General features: G+C 66.5%; 15 protein-coding genes and 1 pseudogene. 12 read left to right on the plus strand and 4 right to left on the minus strand.

Annotated elements, in window-relative coordinates; translation table 11 throughout:
• From AB3G45_RS04010 to AB3G45_RS04035, 6 genes and pseudogenes are all read left to right on the plus strand, one after another.
• Positions 1 to 414: pseudogene (locus AB3G45_RS04010) on the plus strand (hypothetical protein); the annotation flags it as partial.
• Positions 415 to 622: 208 nt separating this feature from the next.
• On the plus strand, positions 623 to 2,062 hold the full coding sequence (locus AB3G45_RS04015; RefSeq protein ID WP_367829354.1) for a UbiA family prenyltransferase: 1,440 nt from the start codon (positions 623 to 625) through the stop codon (positions 2,060 to 2,062).
• Positions 2,062 to 3,411, plus strand: coding sequence for an FAD-dependent oxidoreductase (locus AB3G45_RS04020; protein WP_367829355.1), 1,350 nt, complete (start codon positions 2,062 to 2,064; stop codon positions 3,409 to 3,411). Before AB3G45_RS04015 ends, AB3G45_RS04020 begins: the two co-directional genes overlap by 1 nt.
• Positions 3,408 to 3,830, plus strand: a complete 423-nt coding sequence (locus AB3G45_RS04025; protein WP_367829356.1) for an EamA family transporter — start codon at positions 3,408 to 3,410, stop codon at positions 3,828 to 3,830. The genes AB3G45_RS04020 and AB3G45_RS04025 overlap by 4 nt, the downstream gene beginning before the upstream one ends.
• A gap of 48 nt (positions 3,831 to 3,878) precedes the next feature.
• Complete coding sequence (locus tag AB3G45_RS04030; protein ID WP_367829357.1) at positions 3,879 to 4,889, plus strand: NAD-dependent epimerase/dehydratase family protein; 1,011 nt, start codon at positions 3,879 to 3,881, stop codon at positions 4,887 to 4,889.
• A gap of 11 nt (positions 4,890 to 4,900) precedes the next feature.
• The gene (locus AB3G45_RS04035) at positions 4,901 to 6,346 is read left to right on the plus strand and encodes an aspartate aminotransferase family protein (RefSeq protein WP_367829358.1); all 1,446 of its coding nucleotides are present in this window, start codon (positions 4,901 to 4,903) and stop codon (positions 6,344 to 6,346) included.
• A 22-nt stretch (positions 6,347 to 6,368) separates the two neighbouring features.
• On the opposite strand, the gene AB3G45_RS04040 is transcribed toward AB3G45_RS04035, so the two are convergent.
• Positions 6,369 to 6,530 (minus strand): hypothetical protein, encoded by a 162-nt coding sequence (locus AB3G45_RS04040; protein WP_367829359.1) that lies wholly within the window; start codon positions 6,528 to 6,530, stop codon positions 6,369 to 6,371.
• A gap of 375 nt (positions 6,531 to 6,905) precedes the next feature.
• On the opposite strand from AB3G45_RS04040, the gene AB3G45_RS04045 reads away from it, so the two are divergent.
• Both AB3G45_RS04045 and AB3G45_RS04050 read left to right on the plus strand, forming a co-directional pair.
• On the plus strand, positions 6,906 to 8,147 hold the full coding sequence (locus AB3G45_RS04045) for an AGE family epimerase/isomerase (protein WP_367829360.1): 1,242 nt from the start codon (positions 6,906 to 6,908) through the stop codon (positions 8,145 to 8,147).
• A 73-nt stretch (positions 8,148 to 8,220) separates the two neighbouring features.
• Positions 8,221 to 8,628 carry a DUF3307 domain-containing protein gene (locus tag AB3G45_RS04050; RefSeq protein WP_367829361.1) on the plus strand — a complete coding sequence of 136 codons (408 nt, stop codon included), beginning with the start codon at positions 8,221 to 8,223 and terminating at the stop codon, positions 8,626 to 8,628.
• Between the two features lie 7 nt (positions 8,629 to 8,635).
• On the opposite strand, the gene AB3G45_RS04055 is transcribed toward AB3G45_RS04050, so the two are convergent.
• Positions 8,636 to 9,538, minus strand: coding sequence for a hypothetical protein (locus AB3G45_RS04055; protein WP_367829362.1), 903 nt, complete (start codon positions 9,536 to 9,538; stop codon positions 8,636 to 8,638).
• Between the two features lie 267 nt (positions 9,539 to 9,805).
• Here AB3G45_RS04055 and AB3G45_RS04060 point away from each other — a divergent pair, with 267 nt between their 5' ends.
• From AB3G45_RS04060 to AB3G45_RS04075, 4 genes are all read left to right on the plus strand, one after another.
• Complete coding sequence (locus tag AB3G45_RS04060) at positions 9,806 to 10,855, plus strand: helix-turn-helix domain-containing protein (protein ID WP_367829363.1); 1,050 nt, start codon at positions 9,806 to 9,808, stop codon at positions 10,853 to 10,855.
• An 89-nt stretch (positions 10,856 to 10,944) separates the two neighbouring features.
• Positions 10,945 to 12,318, plus strand: coding sequence for a transaminase (locus AB3G45_RS04065; protein WP_367829364.1), 1,374 nt, complete (start codon positions 10,945 to 10,947; stop codon positions 12,316 to 12,318).
• Complete coding sequence (locus AB3G45_RS04070) at positions 12,315 to 13,703, plus strand: glutamine synthetase family protein (protein WP_367829365.1); 1,389 nt, start codon at positions 12,315 to 12,317, stop codon at positions 13,701 to 13,703. Before AB3G45_RS04065 ends, AB3G45_RS04070 begins: the two co-directional genes overlap by 4 nt.
• Before the next feature lie 2 nt (positions 13,704 to 13,705).
• A complete protein-coding gene (locus AB3G45_RS04075) occupies positions 13,706 to 14,740 on the plus strand; it encodes a histone deacetylase family protein (protein ID WP_367829366.1) in 1,035 nt (344 codons plus the stop codon).
• Positions 14,741 to 14,748: 8 nt separating this feature from the next.
• On the opposite strand, the gene AB3G45_RS04080 is transcribed toward AB3G45_RS04075, so the two are convergent.
• A complete protein-coding gene (locus tag AB3G45_RS04080) occupies positions 14,749 to 15,891 on the minus strand; it encodes an L-lactate dehydrogenase (protein WP_367829847.1) in 1,143 nt (380 codons plus the stop codon).
• A gap of 233 nt (positions 15,892 to 16,124) precedes the next feature.
• The gene (fba, locus tag AB3G45_RS04085) at positions 16,125 to 17,168 is read right to left on the minus strand and encodes a class II fructose-bisphosphate aldolase (protein ID WP_367829367.1); all 1,044 of its coding nucleotides are present in this window, start codon (positions 17,166 to 17,168) and stop codon (positions 16,125 to 16,127) included.
• Positions 17,169 to 17,186: the final 18 nt, after the last annotated feature.

Here is a 17,186-nt window from a genome sequence, read left to right on the forward strand (position 1 = left end):
CTGACGGCCATGGTCATCGCCAGGATCGGCGGGCATCCCGGCTGGTGGGCCCATTTCTATTTCTCATGCGTCGAGCTTCAGAATTCCATGGCCGGCTTCAAGCCGCCCTTCTCGCTCGCGGTCATGCTGAAGGGTTACGTGAACGGAGCGATGAACGCGCTGAGCGGCAATCACTGGATCGAACTGCTCGCGGCCTGCCTCCTCGGCTGGAGGCTGCTGGCAACGGCCGACAGGGGGGCCGGGCCGCGGTTCAACGCGCTGATGTTCGCGCTGGCCATCGCCGTCGCCGGCAAGTTCGCAAGCTTCCCGCTGCCCGAGGACCGGTACTATTTCGCCCTCGTCGCGGGCATGATCCTTCTCATCGTCACGAACTGGAAACCGCAGTTCTCGTCGGTTCCGCCGCGCCCGCGCTGAGCGGCGCGGCATGACGGCCCGGCCCGCCTGCGGACGGCATTTTTTTAACCGTGTTTGCACATCGGCGGCCCGCCGGGGCCGCCATTAACTTTGGGTTGCGGATTTCCCCCCTAGGCTCCTCCCGAATTTTGGAGAAATCAGACAGGCTTTCATGTCCTTCACCCGAGCTTTTCGGGGGATGCAGGATCGCGAGAAAATTGGCACAGAGATGAACGCGCCCGTACAACACAGAATGGACATACCGCTCGCCGTCGATCTCGACGGCACGCTCGTATCGACGGACATGTTGTGGGAAACCGTCTTTCTGCTTTTGAAGAAGAACCCTCTCTATCTGTTTCTTCTCCCCGTCTGGCTTTCCTCCGGAAAGGCCCGCCTGAAATGGGAGGTCGCCCGCCGGGTCACGGTGGATGCGGCGCACCTGCCCTACCGCCAGGACTTCCTCGCCTTCCTGCGCCGCGAGCACGCCGCGGGACGGCGGCTCGTCCTTGCGACGGCCGCAGCCGAGCCCGTCGCCCGGGCGGTCGCCGAGGAACTGAAGATCTTCAGCGCGGTCCATGCGACGAGCCCGTCGAATAATCTGTCTTCCCGCCGCAAGGCCGCGGCACTGTGCGCGGCCTATGGCGAGAAGGGCTTCGACTTCGCCGGCAACGACCGCGCCGACATTCCGGTCTTCGACGTCGCCTGCAACGCCATCATCGTCGCCCCGGACCTTGCGGCCGACCGCTACCAGAAGCGGCACGGCTCGCAACGCTTCGATTCCCGCGCCGCGACCCTGAAAACCTATGCCAGGATGCTGCGCGTGCACCAGTGGCTGAAGAACCTTCTCGTCTTCGCCCCCGCCGTGCTGGCCCATACGATCGCCTCCGCCGAAACGCTGGTCGCCTCGTCCATCGCCTTCCTCGCCTTCTCCTTTTCCGCCTCCGCGGTCTATATCCTCAACGACATCCTCGACCTGCCGCTCGACCGGCGGCACGCGACCAAGCGCAACCGACCCTTTGCCAGCGGCACCGTCTCCATTCCATACGGCCTGACCGTCTCGGCCTGCCTGCTGTTCACCGCCGCCGCGCTCTGCCTCCTGCTGCCGCTCGCCTTCGCCGGTGTCATCGCGCTCTACCTCGTCGCGACGACGGCCTATTCGCTGACGCTGAAGCGCATGCTGCTGATCGACGTCCTGTGCCTTGCCGGCCTCTACAGCATGCGCCTGCTCGGCGGAAAGGTCGCCACCGAACTGCCGCTGTCGTTCTGGCTGGTGGCGTTCGCGCTGTTCTTCTTCCTCTCGCTCGCCCTCGTCAAACGCTATGTCGAACTGCAGGGCGCGATTACCGACGAACAGGCGCGCGTGGCGGGCCGGGGCTATGTGTCCGAGGATATCGACGTCATCGGCCAGAGCGGCGTGGCCTCGGCTTTCGTCGCCGTGCTCGTGCTCTCCCTCTACATCCAGTCGAAGGAGATCGTCGCGCTCTACAGCCAGCCCTGGATGATCTGGCCGCTCGTTCCGATCGTGCTCTATATCTGCATGCGGGTGTGGATCCTCGCCCACCGCCGCGAAATGCACGACGATCCGGTGGTGTTCATCGCGACGGACTGGCGCAGCCAGCTGTTCATCGGCGCCGGCGCCGTCCTGCTGCTCGCGGCGAGCGTGGTGTGATGCGGGCGGCCTTCGACAGTTTCGGCCGCCTCGACCGCCGGGAACGGCGGGCGGTCGCCGCAGACGAGGCGCTGCGCGGCCTGCAGCGCGCGGCGGGCGCACTGCCGAGCCTTCTGGCCTACGGAAGCGGCCGCTCCTACGGCGACAGCTGCCACAACGATGCGGGCGCGCTCGTGGAAATGCGCACGAAGAACGCCATCCTCCATTTCGATCCGGCGAGCGGCATCCTCGAGGCGGAGGCGGGCGCCAGCCTGCACGAGATCCTCGTCCATACCGCGCCCTACGGCTATTTCCTGCCGGTGACACCGGGCACGCGCTTCGTAACGCTCGGCGGCGCGATCGCCAACGACGTGCACGGCAAGAACCACCATGCCCGGGGAACGTTCGGCTGCCATGTCGAGAGCTTTCGCTTGCTGCGCTCGGACGGCGTGATCCGCGATTGCTCGGCCGGCGAGAACCCGGACCTCTTCGCCGCGACGATCGGCGGCATGGGGCTGACCGGCCTGATGCTGAGCGCAAGGCTGCGGCTCATGCGGGTCGGCTCGCTCGACATAGACGAGCGGATCACCCCCTTCTCCAGCCTCGACGCCTATTTCGACCTTGCCGGAGAAGCCGACGCGCAAAACGAATATGCGGTCGCCTGGGTGGACCAGCTTGCCGTCGCGAACCGCGGCGTCCTGATCACCGGCAACCATGCGGCGAACGGAAACTTCCGGACGGGCGGGCCGGCCGCAAGGCTCGGCGTGCCGTTCGACCTGCCCTTCTCCCTGCTGAACCGGCTCAGCCTGAAACTCTTCAACAACGCCTATTTCCACGCCAAGAAGCGCAAGGACGCTCCGCATCGCAGCGGCTATGGAGCCTTCTTCTACCCGCTCGACGGCATCGGCGACTGGAACAGGCTCTACGGGCCGGCAGGGCTCCACCAGCACCAGAGCGTCATTCCCTTCGAGGCGGCCCGCGTGACCATTCCGGCCATGCTGGACGCCAGCCGCAGGGCCGGCCATGCCTCGTTCCTCACCGTGCTGAAGCGGTTCGGGGCCGTGCCCTCGCCGGGCCTCCTGTCCTTCCCCCGCCCCGGCTACACGCTGACGATGGATTTTCCCAACCGCGGCGCCACCACGCGCGCCCTCCTGGAAACGCTCGACCGGATGACCGTCGCGGCGGGCGGGCGCGTCAACCCGTACAAGGACGGGCGGATGAGCGCCTCGACCTTCCGGGCCGGTTTTCCCGACTGGCATCGGCTGGAAAGCATTCGCGACACGGCATTCTGCTCGGACTTCTGGCGGCGGACCGCGCTCGCCGGGCCGGCAGGCGACGGCGTGCCGAAAGAAACCATGAGGACGCCATGAAATTCATTCCGTTCATCCTCTTCACGGTCATGACCAACGCGGCGGCGCAATTGCTGCTGAAATACGGCATGATCACGCTGGGGCCGATCAGCTTCTCGTCGGACTCGATCGTCCAGCGGGTCTTCCAGATCGTCTTCAACCCCTGGGTCTTCGCGGGCCTCGCGATGTTCGTGATCTCGATGGCCTCGCATCTCTACGTGTTGTCCAAGGTCGATCTGTCGTTCGCCTATCCGTTCCTCAGCCTCGCCTATGTCGCCGTCGCCCTGTGCGCCTGGCTGCTGTTCAAGGAGGAACTGGGCGCGCTGAAGATCGCGGGCATCGCCTTCATCTGCATCGGCACGATCCTCATCGCGCAAAGCGGCGGCAAGCCGGCGGAAACCGAGACGACGGCCGCGACCTATAAACTCACCGAAACATAAGCCGGGACCAGACCGACACCCGACCGGACGAAAGACAGGGATAGAGCCATGAAACACATCATCTTCGGCGGCGACGGGTTCGTCGGACGCTATCTTGCCCCCCGACTGCTGGCCGACGGCCACGAGGTGGTCGTCGCCGACATCGTCAAGAGCGACCTGCCGCACTATCGCGACGCCCGTTTCGTCCACACCGACGTCACCGACCCCGCCTCCATCCGCGCGCTCGGCATCGGCGCCGAGGACATGGTCTACAACCTTTCGGCCAAGATGCTGTCGCCGATCCAGGTACGCGCCAAGCGGCACGACTTCTTCTTCCCCGTCAACTACCACGGCACGGAGAACATCCTGAAGGCGATGGACGAGGCCGGCGCGAAATCGCTCGTCCATTTCACGACGGACATGGTCTACGGCCATACCTATACCTGGCCGCAGACCGAGGACCACCCCTGCGCGCCGCTCGGCGAATACGGCATGTCCAAGCTGCGTACCGAGGAACTGGCCGTGGAATGGCGCCGGCGCGGCATGAACATCTCGCTCTTCCGGCCGCGCCTGATCATCGGGCCGGGCCGCCTCGGTATCCTGTCGAAGCTCTTCAAGCTGATCGACAGCAACCTTCCCGTTCCCATGATCGGCTCCGGCAGGAACCCCTATCAGTTCATCTCGGTGTTCGACTGCGCCTCCGCCGCCCATGCCGCCTTCAAGGCCGGCGTGCCGAACGATGTCTACAATCTCGGTTCGCTCAACCCGCCGCCCGTGCGCAAGCTCCTGGGCGACCTCGTCAAGCATGCCGGGTCGAGGTCGATCCTCCTGCCGACGCCCGCCTGGGCGGTCAAGCGCGTGCTCGACATGCTCGACCTCATCAACATGCCGCTGATGGATCCCGAGCAGTATCTCATCGCCGACGAGATGTGCGTCCTCGACGTCTCCAAGGGCGAGCGCGCGCTGGGCTGGGTTCCCCAGCACCGGGACGAGGACATGTTGATCGCCGCCTATTCCGAATATCGCAAGAAGATCGGCGGCGGCGCCGAGGCCCATGTCGGCCAGTCCAAAGCCGCCTGAGGGAGAAGAAGATGAACAGCCAAGTCCGACCGAGCCATACCGAGCTTTCCCTGCCCGTCACGCCGAAGCCGGCGCTGCTTTCGGTCGAGGAGGCGAAAGCCCTCGACGTGCCGCGCATGACCGAGCTTTTCTCCAGCCATCTCAATCCCGGCCAGCTTCATTTCATGAAGCTGCTCGGCTTCCACAAGATCAAGGTCGAGCGCGCGGAGGGCATGTACTACCACGACCAGAACGGGAGGAAGATCCTCGATTTCTTCGGCGGTTTCGGCTCGCTGGCCTTCGGCCACAACCATCCGCGCATCCTGGCCGCCCGCCAGGCCTTCCAGGACGAGAAGCGGCACGAGATCGCCATCGCCTTCATGTCGCAATATGCGACGGCGCTGGCGCACAACATCGCCGCCTGCTCGCCGGGCGATCTCGACATGGTGTTCCTCGGCTCGTCCGGCTCGGAAGCCATGGAAGCGGCGATCAAGGTGGCCGAGCGCGCCGCAGGCCCCAAGAAGCCGAAGATCGTCTATGCGGAAAACTCCTTCCACGGCAAGACGAAGGGCGTGCTCTCGATCACCGACGGACAGCTTTATCGCGGCGAGTTCAAGCTGGTCGACAACACCGTCCGCGTGCCGTTCGGCGACATAGAGGCGATCGAGAACGCCTTCCGCGCCGATCCGCAGATCGGCGTCATCGTCCTTGAAACCGTGCAGGGCGGCGGCGGCATCATCCAGGCGGACGAGGCGTTCTGGAAGAAGCTGCGCCAGCTTTGCGACCGGTACGGCGTGCTGTGGGTCGCCGACGAGGTCCAGTGCGGCCTCGGCCGCACGGGCAAGTTCTACGCCTTCGAGCACTACGGCGTCGTCCCCGACGTGACGGCGCTCGCCAAGTCGCTGGGCGGCGGCAAGGCGGCCATGGGCGCCATGATCGCCACGCGCGACGTCTACATGAAGGCCTACGGCACGCCGAAGACCGCGATGATCCACGCCATGGCGACGTTCGGCGGCATCGGCGAGGCCTGCGTCACCTCGATCGAGGCGCTCAACGTGCTCTATGACGAGCGGCTCATCGACAATTCGGCAGAAGTCGGGGATTACCTTTCGGAGCGGCTGCACGAGTTGCAGGCGCGCTATCCCTCGCTTCTGAAGGAGGTTCGCGGCAGGGGCATGATGATCGGCCTGGAGTTCCACGACTTCTCGAAGACGATGCCGCTCGTGCTGCGCCCGCTGCTCTCGGTGCTCGACGACAAGCTGAAGGGGTCTCTGCCGGGCTTCATCGGCAGCCATCTCCTGCGCGACCACGGCGTGCTCGTCGCCTTCACCGAATACAACCGCAACGTCATCCGCCTGGAGCCGCCGCTGATCTGCGAGCGCGCGCATGTGGACGATTTCATCGCCGCGCTGGACGAGGTCCTGTCGCGCGGCATCGTGCGGATCGTGAAGGATTTCGTGACGGCGCAGGTCAGATAGGCCCGGCGAAGCGGGCGGAGGATCAGCCGACCAGTCCGAACACCACGGCGCCGACGAAGAGGAAGGCGCCGGTAATGACGACCTGATTGACGAGGGCCTGCTGTCTGGCGCGGCGGGCCCTTCGGTCGCTGGTGCTGCCGAAGGCTACGGAACCGGTGCGACCATCGAGTTTGGCGTTAGTCATCCATCATCCCTTGTTCTGAAGGCTCTCTTTACCGGCCTTCGGGTGCGGACAATCATCTCCGCCCCGTTTTTTCAGGCTGAGTTATATATTATCCCTATAAGATTGATAGAGTATATTTTCTCATTTCCGCCGCAATCGTAAATTCGCCTTTCATCCTTTCCGGGGCATGCATGCCCCGGGCGCGGGCGTCCTTGCCGGGTTGCCGTGCCCAAGGTTCTGGGCCATAACTCCCCTCCCATCTGTCCGGAGGCCAACCGTCATTGCGAGCGTTGCGGGCCGTGCGTGAACGCCACGCCACGGGAGTTTTCTCCCGCGCCCATCAAGGCCCCTGAACGGGAAACGACAATGCCGACCGATCGAAAAGGAGAACGCATCATGGGCGCAACGGGACATCCAGGCACGGCCTGGCGCAAGCGCGAGTACCATCGCCAGTGGCTCTGGCGCGAAGCCAACCGCCTCTTCGACTTCTTCCAGAACCGGGCCTTCAACCCGCTCGGCGGCTTTCACGAACTCGACGTCGAGGGACGGCCGCTCAATCCCGGCAATCCGGTGCGCGGCATCCATTCCACCGCGCGGATGGTGCACTGCTTTTCCATCGGCAGCCTGCTCGGGCGCCCCGGCTCCGACGACATCGTCGACCACGGCATGAAATATCTCTGGGAAAAGCACCGCGACGCGGAGCGCGGCGGCTACCACTGGTCGCTCGACAATGCGGGCCTGCTCGACGCCAGCAAGCAGGGATACGGCCACGCCTTCGTGCTGCTGGCCGCCTCCAGCGCCAAGGTCGCCGGCCACCCGGATGCCGACCGGATGATTGCCGACGTCACCGATGTGCTGGAAAAGCGCTTCTGGGAGAAAAAGCACGGCGCGATCGCCGAAGAGTTCGAGGCGGACTGGACGGCGATCCCCGGCTATCGCGGCCAGAACTCCAACATGCACCTGACCGAAGCCCTGATGGCCGCCTTCGAGGCGACCGGCGACAAGACCTATCTCGACAAGGCGGAAAGCATCGCCGACCTCGTCATCCGCCGCCGCGCCGGCGAAAACGGCTTCCGCGTGCCGGAGCATTTCGACGAGAACTGGGTGCTGGACAAGGCCTATCGCGGCAACGAGATGTTCCGCCCCTCCGGCACCACGCCCGGCCACTGGCTGGAATGGGCGCGCCTCGTCCTGCAGCTCTACGCGCTCGGCGGCAGGAAGCACGACTGGATGCCGGAGGCCGCCAGGGCGCTTTTCGCCCAGTCCGTCGCGCTCGGCTGGGACAAGGAGAAGGGCGGCTTCTTCTATACGCTCGACTGGGACGACACGCCGGTCAACCGCAACAAGCTGTGGTGGCCGATGGCCGAAGGCGCGGGCGCGGCGGCATTCCTCGCCGAACACCTGCCGAGCGATCTCCACGAGACGTGGTATCGCAGGATCTGGGACGCCATCGCGCGTCATTTCCTTGATCAGGACCGCGGCGGCTGGCATGAAGAACTGACGGAGGACCTCGTGCCGAGCTATACCCTGTTCGCCGGCAAGGGGGACATCTATCATGCGCTCCAGGCCTGCCTGATCCCGCTCTTTCCGGCGACCGGCAGCCTGACGAAGGGCATCATCGAGGCGGGCGGCCGCTAGGGCATCCTGCGTCCGGAAGCTGCATGGGAAGGGGTCGCGCCCTGCCTTACGGCAGCGGGCAGACGGGAGCGGAATGATCGACATACCGGACCAGATTTCGACCGTTTGGATCGCCGCCGCCATGGCGGCGTTCCTCGTAAAGCACTTTTTGGCCGATTTCCTTTTCCAGACGGACTGGATTGCCCTGGGCAAGGAGCGGCGGGACGGCTGGCTGCTGCCGCTCCTGATCCATGCCGGCCTGCACGGCGCCCTCACCGCCCTTCTGTTTCTCCTCGTCGCCCCGCCGCTCGCCTGGCTCGGTATCGCCGACGCCCTCGTCCACGGCGCGATCGACCGGATGAAGGGCATCGCCGGCCGGCGCCGGGCGCTCGTGCCCAGCAAGACGGGTTTCTGGTGGCTGCTCGGGGCGGACCAGACGCTGCATCACCTGACGCATCTCGTCCTGGCGGTCGTTCTCGCCGCCGCCGCTTCCGCGGGATAGTCTGTCGTCACGCCGCCTTGTCGGCGGCTCCTGACGCCAGGGCCTCGCGCAACAACAGGTCCGTCAGGGCGAACTTGTCGGCAAACCAGCGGTCCGCCGCGTGCCACATGGCCGGCGTCAGCCGGATGTCGTGGCCGCCGCGCGCCGTGGTGGTCACGAGGCTCGCATCGCGCGCCGCCTCGACGATACGCCGGACATGGGTGCGCGAGACGCCGGTCTGCATGGCAAGCCCCTGGTAGCCCGAGGCGATGACGCCGTCATCGCCGGCGCGCGCGCCGCGCAGAAGAAGCAACAGGATCATGTAGCCGCAATCATGGGCGAAGAACGGCGCCAGCGGCAGATGACGGCGGATGATCCGGCTGAGGCCCGGCAAATGCGGCAGCGTCGCCCGGCGCATGGCACGGTGCAGTTCCGGCGTGAGCGGCCCGCTGCACCCCTCCGTCGGCGAGAGCCCGAGCGCCGACAGCCCCTCGATGAGGTAGCCGAGAATGCCGGCATCGCGCGCCAGAAGGGCCGCGCCGGGAACGAGCAGGCGCACGCGCCGGTCCGAGGCATGCGGCTGCTGCGTGAGGAAGCCGTATTTGCGCAGACAGGAGACCTGGGCCTCGACGCGGTTGCGGCTCGCCACGCCGAGTTCCGTGACCTCGCGCTGCAGTCGCCCGAGCGTCAGCCAGGTGGATCCGCGCGCCATGTCCTGCCCGGCATGCAGCGAGAGCGCGGCAAGATAACAGAGGAACCGCCCCTCCTCCAGGATGAGCCGGTTGAAGAGATGGTTGCCCTCGTAGAGCGCGAGCTTGCCGGCGATGAGCCGGTCGCGCGCGGCGGCAAAACCCGGCGCATTGAGGAACTCGAACGGCGGCACCTTGAAGACCAGCGCGCTGTCGGCAAAGGAAACCTGATCCATATCCATTCCCCGATCCGGAACGATGCGCCCCCTCGTGTGGTTGCCACGGCATCGCGGGCCCCGATGAACCCATTATTTTCCATGGGGTTGCAGGCCGTTGAAACTGTCAATTGTATTCCGGGGGCCAATCGGCATTATGAGACGGGGCGCCAAAAGAATGAGACACCGTGCCAAGCCGGGAAATCCGGCGCGGGGGCGAATTTCCGGGAACCTTCGTCCGTCCCTGCCTCTTGGCAGGCAAGACCGGCCGCCATCGAACCGTCGCGAGAGAGAATGAATCCCGTTGCCAAGCTGCCCTCCAACTCCATCCTGGCCGAAGCCGGCGCGGATTGCCGTCGGGCAAGCCGGCTGTTTGCCGAGACGCTCGACCCCGTCTTCCGCACGAGCATGGCGACGCCGGAGCGGATCGCCGATTTTCGCGCGAGCCTCTCCACCTATTTCATGGGGCCGGCCCTGTTCTTCGCCGCCGAGATGCTCGGCACGACCTACTGTTTCTCGCGCGATCCCGGGCGCATCGCCCGCAGCGGGCTCGACCTCATCTTCGTGCAACTGACGCTGGACGGCGGCGACCTGCGCACGGTCAACGGCCAGACGATACGGGTGGAGGCGGGCGACATATCGCTCTTCGACCTGTCGCGGCCCCTGCAGGCCGAAACGCAGCGCTGTCGCAACCTCACCCTCGTGCTGCCGCGCCACCTGCTGTTCGGCAAGGAAGGGCAGAACGACGCACTGCACGGGCTTCTCCTGAAGCGCTCGACCAGCACGGCGCGCCTGATCGGCAGCCATCTGCGCGCCCTTTTCGCCGATCTTGCGGACATCACCCCGGACGAGGCGCCGGCCATCGTCACCGCCACGGCCAACCTCGTCACCAATCTCGTCGGCCCGCAGCTTGCCGAACGCAGCCTCCCCTCCCCCACGGTGCGCGGCGCCGTCATCATGGAAATCCGCCGCTATATCGAGCAGCACCTCGCCTTGGCGGATCTCGGGCCGGAGCATCTGTGCAAGATGTTCGGCCTGTCGCGCGCCTCGCTCTACCGGCTGTTCGAACCGATCGGCGGCGTCACCGACCATATCCGCAGCCGGCGCCTGCGCGCGGCCTTCGACATGCTTGCGGACAAGCGCAAGCGCGCCGTCGGCGAGATCGCCTATGCCTGCGGCTTTTCCGATATTTCCGCCTTCTCCCGCGCCTTTCGTCACCAGTTCGGCATCAGCCCGCGCGAGGTGCGCGAGATGGGCGACCGCGGCCCCCGCGCCCCCGGTTCCGCCGAAAGGCAGGCCGCCGCCTCCGTGCACGACTGGCTGCGCATCGTCAGCGCCCTTTAGCCGCTCCGCCGGGTATCTTGCCGTTTGACACTTGAAATCACATCAACCAATATGTGATCACATTTCTCGGAAGTAGGCTGGAGAACGGAATGGAGAGGGCGGAGCTGGAGGCGCGCGCCCGCGCGCTCATCGAGGCGGAGGCGGCGGTTTTCCGCGCGCAGCGACCGCGGTCGGCGGCGGCGCATGACGAGGCGACCTCCGGCTTCTTCGACGGCGTGCCGCAGCACTGGATGCTCGACTGGCCGACGCCCTTCCCCCTCGTCGTCGAGGAGGCGAGCGGCGCGGAGCTCGTCGATCTCGACGGCAACCGCATCGTCGACGTCTGCCTCGGCGATACCGGCGCCATGTTCGGCCACGGCCCCGCCCCGGTGCTGGAGGCGCTGAAGAAGGCCGGCACGCGCGGCCTCACCACCATGCTGCCCTCCTCCGATGCCGGGATTGTCGGCCGCCTGCTGGTCGAGCGTTTCGGCCTGCCGCGCTGGCAGCTCGGCGCCACGGCGAGCGACGCCAACCGCTTCGCCATCCGCGTCGCCCGCGCCGTCACCGGCCGGGCCAAGCTCCTCGTCTTCGACGGCTGCTACCACGGCGCGGTGGACGACACGCTGGTGGACCTCGTCGACGGCAGGACCGTTTCGCGCCGCAACCTGCTCGGCCAGGTGCGCGACCTCGGCGAACTCACCGTCTCGATCCCGTTCAACGACGAGGCCGCGCTGGAGCGGGCGCTCGCCGGAAACGACATCGCCTGCGTGCTCGCAGAGCCCGTCATGACGAACTGCGGCATGATCCCGCCCGCGCCCGGCTTCCACGATGCGCTGCGCCGCCTGACGCGCGACGCCGGCACGCTGCTGCTCATCGACGAGACGCACACGATCTCCACCGGCCTCGGCGGCTATACGAAGGTGCACGGGCTGGACCCCGACCTCATGGTCATGGGCAAGCCGATCGGCGGCGGCGTGCCCGTCAGCGTCTGGGGCATGACGCAGGCGATCTCCGACAGGCTGCACGTCATCCGCCGCGAGCAGAGCGGCCACGGCCATTCCGGCATCGGCACGACGCTGTCGGGCAGCGCGTTGCAGCTCGCCTGCCTGCGCGCCTGCCTCGAACAGGTCATGACCGAGGAGGCCTACCGCGTCATGCAGGCCCGCGCCGACCGCATCGAAGCCGGCTTCAAGGCCGCCATCGCCGCCGCCGGGCTCGACTGGACGGTCTCGCGCGTCGGCGCGCGGCTGGAGGTCGTCTTTTCGAAGGTTGCCGTGCGCAATGCCGCCGAGGCGCGCGCCGCCGCATCGGACACGATCGAAGCCGCCCTGCATCTTTCCATGCTGAACCTCGGCTATCTCCTGACGCCCTTCCACAACATGGTGCTCGTCAGCCCCGCCCTTTCGGAACGGCAGGCCGACGGCCTCGTCACGGCCTTCGCGACCGTCACCGGCCGCCTTGCGGAACGGAGGGCCGCCGCGTGAGCCGGGACCTTGCCGCCCGGCCGCCGGAAGCCGCCGATATCGCCGAGGCCGAAGCCTTCCTCGCCGCCCATCCGGACATCACCGCCTTCGATCTCGTCCTGGTCGACCTCAACGGCATCGCCCGCGGAAAAATCATCCGGCGGCATGAGCTTTTGCCGATCTTCCGCGCCGGCCGGCACCTGCCCGGCTCGATCCTCGGCCTCGACGTGACGGGCGAGGACGTGGAGGAAACCGGCCTCGTCTGGTCGGACGGCGATGCGGACCGGCGCGCATGGCCGGTTCCCGGCTCGCTCGTGCCCCTGCCGTGGACCTCGCCGCCGCGCGGCGAACTGCGGCTTTCCCTCTTCGAACTCGACGGCGCGCCGATGGCCGCCGACCCGCGCCATGCGCTGGCGCGCCAGGTGAAGCTGCTGGAAGCCGACCAATTCCACCCCGTGCTCGCCTACGAGCTGGAATTCTACCTGCTCGACCGCGCGCGCGCCGCCGACGGCACCTTCCAGCCGCTCCGCCTGCCGCTTTCCGGCGAGCGGCCCGAAGGCATCCAGGTCTACGGCGTCACCGAGCTCGACCGGCTGGAGCCCTTCATCGACGCCGTCTATCGCGGCGCGGAGGCGCAGGGCCTCCCGGTCGAGACGATGATCTCGGAATATGCCCAGGGCCAGTTCGAGCTGACGCTGCGCCACGGCGCCGCGCTGCGGGCCGCCGACGATCTCGCCATGCTGAAGCGCCTCCTGCGCGCGCTTGCCGTGCGCCACGGCATGATGGCCTGCTTCATGGCAAAGCCCTTCGCCGGCCGTGCCGGCTCGGGCATGCATGTCCATGCGAGCCTTGCCGATGCCGGGGGCGCGAACCGTTTCGCCGATGAGGGCGAAGCGCTTTCGCCGCTCCTGCGGCAGGCCATCGCCGGCCTCTTGCAGACCATGCACGAATCCATGCTCGTCTTCGCCCCGCATTTCAACTCGTGGCGCCGCTTCTCCGCCCAGAGCTATGCGCCGACGACGCCGACCTGGGGCACCAACAACCGCAGCGTCGCGGTGCGCGTGCCGGCCGGCTCCCCCGCCGGCCGCCATCTGGAACAGCGCGCCGCCGGCATCGATTCCAACCCCTATCTCGTCGGCGCAACGGTACTTGCCGGCATGCGCAGGGGCATTCTCGAAAAGGCCGATCCCGGCCCGCAAACCACGGCCTATGCGGAAAATGCCGGCGACGACCTGCCGCCGGACTGGCGCAGCGCCATCGAGACGGCAAGCCGCTCCGCCTTCCTGAAGGACGCGCTCGGCGAGCGCCTGCACCACGTCTTCCTCGCCCTCAAGCGCGCCGAATATTGCCGCTTCGCTGCCGAAGTCACCGCCCTCGAACGCACGCTCTATGGCGAAATCGTCTGATCATGAAAACCTTCTACACCGCCGACCATCACCTGCATCACAGCGGCATGGAGCTGTCCTTCGGCCGCATCGTCGAGACCTTCGAAAAGCCGGAACGCGCCGAGATCGTGCTGAAGCGCGTCAGGGAGGCCGGCCTCGGCCCGGTGATCGAACCTGCCGCCTATGAGCGGGCCGCCATCGAGCGCATCCATACGCCGGATTATCTCGATTTCCTGCAAAACGTCTTTGCCGAATGGCGCGCCGCCGGCCGTGGCGGCGAGGTCTGGCCCTATAGCTGGCGCCATCGTTCCATGCCGATGCTCGACGCCCCGCCCTCCGGCCTCGACGCCCGTCTTTCCTACTATTCCTTCGACATGGCCGGCTCGATCACCGGGACGACCTGGCAGGCCGCCAGGCGCGCCGCCGACACGGCGCTTGCCGGGGCGGACGCCGTGCTCACCGGCGAGCGCGCCGCCTTCTCGCTCTGCCGCCCGCCCGGCCACCACGCCGGCCGCGATTTCTTCGGCGGCTACTGCTATCTCAACAATGCCGCCATCGCCGCCCAGCGCTTCCTCGACAACGGCCATGCGCGCGTCGCGATCCTCGATGTCGACTACCACCACGGCAACGGCACGCAGGAGATCTTCTACGACCGCGACGACGTGCTGCTCGCGAGCCTCCACGGCGATCCGGATTTCGAGTTCCCCTTCCATCTCGGCCACGCCCGCGAACGCGGCGCCGGCAGGGGCGAGGGCTTCAACCTGAACTATCCCCTCCCCGCCGGCACGACCTGGCCGGACTGGCAGGCCGCCTTCGAGGATGCGCATGCAAGGATCGGCGCCTACGCTCCGACCGCTCTCGTCGTCTCGCTCGGCGTCGATACTTTCAAGGACGATCCGATCTCGCAGTTCAAGCTGGAGAGCGGGCATTTCCTGACGATCGGCCGCCGCATCGCCGATCTCGCCCTGCCGACGCTCTTCGTCATGGAAGGCGGCTACGCCGTGGACGCCCTCGGCGTCAACGCCGTGAACGTGCTGCAGGGTTTCGAGGGCGCCTGACACCCTGCTCAAAGGTCGGTATGCAAGTTCTTCCGCGACAGGTTCTTCACGTCCCGCTCGCCGCAGAGCGCCATGGTGACGTCGAGTTCCTTGCGGATGATTTCCAGCGCGCGGCGCACGCCCGCCTTGCCGCCGGCGCCGAGGCCGTAGAGGAAGGGGCGGCCGATATGGGTGCCCTTGGCGCCGTAGCACAGCGCCTTCAGCACGTCCTGGCCGGAGCGGATGCCGCCGTCGAGATGCACTTCCATCCTGTCGCCGACGGCGTCGACGATGCGCGGCAGCATGCTGATCGAGGAGGCGGCGCCGTCGAGCTGGCGGCCGCCGTGGTTGGAGACGATGATGGCGTCGGCGCCGCTGTCGAGCGACATGCGCGCATCCTCCTCGTCGAGGATGCCCTTGAGGATGAGCTTGCCGCCCCAGCGGTCGCGGATCCACTCGATGTCCTTCCAGGACAGCTGCGGATCGAACTGTTCCGAGGTCCAGGAGGAGAGCGAGGACAGGTCCTTCACGCCCTTGGCGTGGCCGACGATGTTGCCGAAGGTGCGGCGCTTGGTGCCGAGCATGTCGAGGCACCAGAAGGGTCGCGTCGCCATCTGCCAGAGGTGTTTCGGCGTGAAGCGCGGCGGGGCGGAGAGGCCGTTGCGCAGGTCCTTGTGGCGCTGGCCGAGGATCTGCAGGTCGAGCGTCAGCACGAGCGCCGAGCAGCCGGCGGCCTTTGCGCGGTCGATGAGGTTGTGGACGAACTCCTTGTCCTGCATCACGTAGAGCTGGAACCAGAAGGGCTTCGACGTGACGGAGCGCACGTCCTCGATCGAGCAGATGCTCATCGTGGACAGCGTGAAGGGCACGCCGAACTCCTCGGCCGCCTGCGCGGCGAGCATCTCGCCGTCGGCATGCTGCATGCCGGTGAAGCCGGTCGGCGCGAGCGCGACGGGCATCGACACCTTCTCGCCGATCATCTCGCTTTCCAGCGACCGGTTCGTCATGTCGACGAGCACGCGCTGGCGCAGCTTGACCTTGTGGAAATCGTCCTCATTGGCGCGGTAGGTGCCCTCGGTCCAGGCGCCGGAATCCGCATATTCGAAGAACATCTTCGGCACGCGACGGCGCGCCCGGTCCTTGAGGTCCGCGATCGTCAGGGCCTGGTCCACGCTCATGCTGTCTGTCCTCGCATCATCCGGCTTTTCGGGATCGCATTCTTTTACGAGGCGTCGCACAGGCCTGCAACGGCTTCCTGCCGGTTTCGGCGGGAAACATCGATCCTCACATGAATGAGATATTCACCAATAAAGAATGATGCAGCGGTGCTGTCAATGCGCAATCGCGCCGGCACACCGGCCCACGCAGAAAATCGCCCTCCCGACGGACCGGGAGGGCGAAAGTCTTACTTCACCGCGTAGAACTTCGCCATGTCGGGCAGGCGCTTCACGCGGATGCTCGACGCCTTGCCGGCGGTGCGGAAGGCTTCGAAGCGCTCCTTGCAGACCTCCGCCATCAGGGCGGTCGCCGGCTTCAGGTAGGTGCGCGGATCGAAATTGTCGGGCTTTTCCTTGAAGTTCTTGCGGATCGTGCCGGTCATGGCGAGGCGCAGGTCCGTGTCGATATTGACCTTGCGCACGCCGAGCGGGATCGCCTTCTGGATCTCGGCGACCGGCACGCCCCAGGTCTGCTTCATCTCGCCGCCATAGGTGGTGAAGAGATCCTGCAGCGCCTGCGGAACCGAGGAGGAGCCGTGCATGACGAGATGCGTGTTCGGCAGCTTCGCGTGGATCTGGGCGATGGTCTCGATCGACAGGATGTCGCCGTCGGGCGCGCGGGTGAACTTGTAGGCGCCGTGGCTGGTGCCGATGGCGACGGCGAGCGCGTCGACGCCCGTCCTGGAGACGAAATCGAGCGCCTGGTCCGGATCGGTCAGCAGTTCCTCGCGGGAAAGCCTGCCCTCGAAGCCGTGGCCGTCTTCCTTGTCGCCGGCGCCCGTTTCCAGGTTGCCGAGACAGCCGAGCTCGCCTTCGACCGAAACGCCGGCCGCATGCGCGATCTTCACGACTTCCGCGGTGACGTCGACATTGTAGTCGTAGCTGGCGACCGTCTTGCCGTCGGCGAGCAGCGAACCGTCCATCATGACGGAGGTGAAGCCGTTGGTGATGGCCGAGATGCAGGTCGAGGGCTGGTCGCCGTGGTCGAGATGCAGGCAGACCGGGATGTGCGGATATTCCTCGGCCGCGCCGAGGATCAGGTGGCGCAGGAAGGCATCGCCCGCATAGGCGCGCGCGCCGCGGCTTGCCTGCAGGATCACCGGAGAATCCGTCGCATCGGCAGCGCGCATGACCGCCTGGATATATTCCAGGTTGTTGACGTTGAACGCGGGCAGTGCGTAATCGTTCTCCGCGGCGTGGTCGAGCAACTGCCGCATGGTGATCAATGCCATTCCTATCCTCCTTGGATG

This window comes from Shinella sp. S4-D37 (assembly GCF_040812195.1).
In the GTDB taxonomy this organism is placed as follows: domain Bacteria; phylum Pseudomonadota; class Alphaproteobacteria; order Rhizobiales; family Rhizobiaceae; genus Shinella.

Bases quoted from the DNA above. Each gene is read 5' to 3' on its own strand.
- AB3G45_RS04015 (WP_367829354.1), top strand. From the start codon at position 623: ATGAACGCGCCCGTACAACACAGAATGGACATACCGCTCGCCGTCGAT.
- AB3G45_RS04020 (WP_367829355.1), top strand. From the start codon at position 2,062: ATGCGGGCGGCCTTCGACAGTTTCGGCCGCCTCGACCGCCGGGAACGG.
- AB3G45_RS04025 (WP_367829356.1), top strand. From the start codon at position 3,408: ATGAAATTCATTCCGTTCATCCTCTTCACGGTCATGACCAACGCGGCG.
- AB3G45_RS04030 (WP_367829357.1), top strand. From the start codon at position 3,879: ATGAAACACATCATCTTCGGCGGCGACGGGTTCGTCGGACGCTATCTT.
- AB3G45_RS04035 (WP_367829358.1), top strand. From the start codon at position 4,901: ATGAACAGCCAAGTCCGACCGAGCCATACCGAGCTTTCCCTGCCCGTC.
- AB3G45_RS04040 (WP_367829359.1), bottom strand. From the start codon at position 6,530: ATGACTAACGCCAAACTCGATGGTCGCACCGGTTCCGTAGCCTTCGGC.
- AB3G45_RS04045 (WP_367829360.1), top strand. From the start codon at position 6,906: ATGGGCGCAACGGGACATCCAGGCACGGCCTGGCGCAAGCGCGAGTAC.
- AB3G45_RS04050 (WP_367829361.1), top strand. From the start codon at position 8,221: ATGATCGACATACCGGACCAGATTTCGACCGTTTGGATCGCCGCCGCC.
- AB3G45_RS04055 (WP_367829362.1), bottom strand. From the start codon at position 9,538: ATGGATATGGATCAGGTTTCCTTTGCCGACAGCGCGCTGGTCTTCAAG.
- AB3G45_RS04060 (WP_367829363.1), top strand. From the start codon at position 9,806: ATGAATCCCGTTGCCAAGCTGCCCTCCAACTCCATCCTGGCCGAAGCC.
- AB3G45_RS04065 (WP_367829364.1), top strand. From the start codon at position 10,945: ATGGAGAGGGCGGAGCTGGAGGCGCGCGCCCGCGCGCTCATCGAGGCG.
- AB3G45_RS04075 (WP_367829366.1), top strand. From the start codon at position 13,706: ATGAAAACCTTCTACACCGCCGACCATCACCTGCATCACAGCGGCATG.
- fba (WP_367829367.1), bottom strand. From the start codon at position 17,168: ATGGCATTGATCACCATGCGGCAGTTGCTCGACCACGCCGCGGAGAAC.